1 protein-coding gene is annotated in these 1,473 nt (G+C 62.9%); it reads right to left on the reverse strand.

The window, feature by feature from the left end:
* Positions 1–192: 192 nt before the first annotated feature.
* On the reverse strand, positions 193–1,473 hold a 1,281-nt coding region (xdhA, locus tag EN991_RS35975; protein ID WP_127370503.1), incomplete at its 5' end, for a xanthine dehydrogenase small subunit.

Consider the following 1,473-nt stretch of genomic DNA (forward strand, 5'->3'; position numbering starts at 1 on the left):
ATCGAATGCCTTTTTCCCCTTCCCCCCGCTCAGGGGGAGAAGGTGGCCCGAAGGGTCGGATGAGGGGCGACGCTGACCGTGACTGGTTTGCAGATACCGATCGACGACGGCGCCGCCCCTCATCTGCCTGCCGGTATCTTCTCTCCGTGAACGGGGAGAAGGACGCTATTGGTTTGCTGGCGCTGATATGCATCACGCCGCCTCGTGCCGTGAGACCTGGAATGGCGCCTTGGTGCCGCTGGTCTCGGCAAAAAAACGCAACAGCAGGTTCTTTGCCGCCAGCGCCCGATATTCGGCGCTTGCCCGCATATCGGTCAGCGGCGTGAAATCATTGGCGTATTCGGCCATGGCCGCCTCGACCGTGGCCTCCGTCCAGGATTTGCCGAGCAGGGCGTGCTCGACACCGAGGGCCCGTTTAGGTGTCGCTGCCATGCCGCCATAGGCGATGCAAATGTCGGCCACCGTGCCGTCCTTGGCCAGTTCCAGGAAAAACGCGCCAAGGGCCGCGGTAATGTCCTCGTCGCGACGCTTGGTGATCTTGTAGACGGCAAACTTCGTTTCCTTGGCCGGCACCGGCACATGCACGGCCTCGACGAATTCACCCGGCTGCCGATCCTGTTTGCCGTAGGCGATGAAGAAGGTTTCCAACGGGATCGTCCGCTGCTTCTTGCCCTTGCGCAAGGTGAGACTTGCGCCAAGTGCGATCAATGGCGGTGGCGTATCTCCGATCGGCGAGCCGTTGGCGATGTTACCGCCGATGGTGCCCATGTTGCGCACCTGTTCGCCGCCGATGCGATCGAACAATGGCCCCAACGCCGGGATGCGCTTCGCCAATGTCGCGAAGGCGTCAGTGTAGGTGACGCCGGCGCCGATCGAAATGACGCCCTTGTCTTCCGAGATGGTGCAAAGCCCGTCGAGATCGCCGATGAAAATGGCCGGTGAAATATCGCGCATGTGCTTGGTCACCCACAGGCCGACATCGGTCGAGCCGGCCACGATGGTAGCGCCGGGTTCCTTGTCCAGCACGGCGGCGAAATCGTCGACATCGGCCGGCACGACCAGCCGCGCCTTGCCGGTTCCGATCTCGACCCGGGCGCCGTCACGCATGGCCTCGAGCCTCGCGGTGATCGCCTTGCGTTCCGTGGCCAGCGGGTCCTTTGCCGCCTTGCCGTAGCTGGAGATGGCATGCGCGGCGCGCATGATCGCCTCGTAGCCGGTGCAGCGGCAGAGATTGCCTTGCAAAGCCTTTTCGACATCCGCGTTCGAGGGATCAGGCGACTTCATCCACAAGCCATAGAGCGACATGACGAAGCCGGGCGTGCAGAAGCCGCATTGCGAGCCGTGGAAATCGACCATCGCCTGCTGCACCGGATGCAACTGGCCGGGTGAACCGCGCAGATGCTCGACCGTCACGACATGGGTGCCGTCGAGCGAGCCGAGGAAGCGGATGCAGGCATTGACGCTTTCATAGAC

The sequence above is a fragment of the Mesorhizobium sp. M7A.F.Ca.US.005.03.2.1 genome (assembly GCF_003997795.1).
Taxonomy (GTDB): Bacteria; Pseudomonadota; Alphaproteobacteria; order Rhizobiales; family Rhizobiaceae; genus Mesorhizobium; species Mesorhizobium ciceri.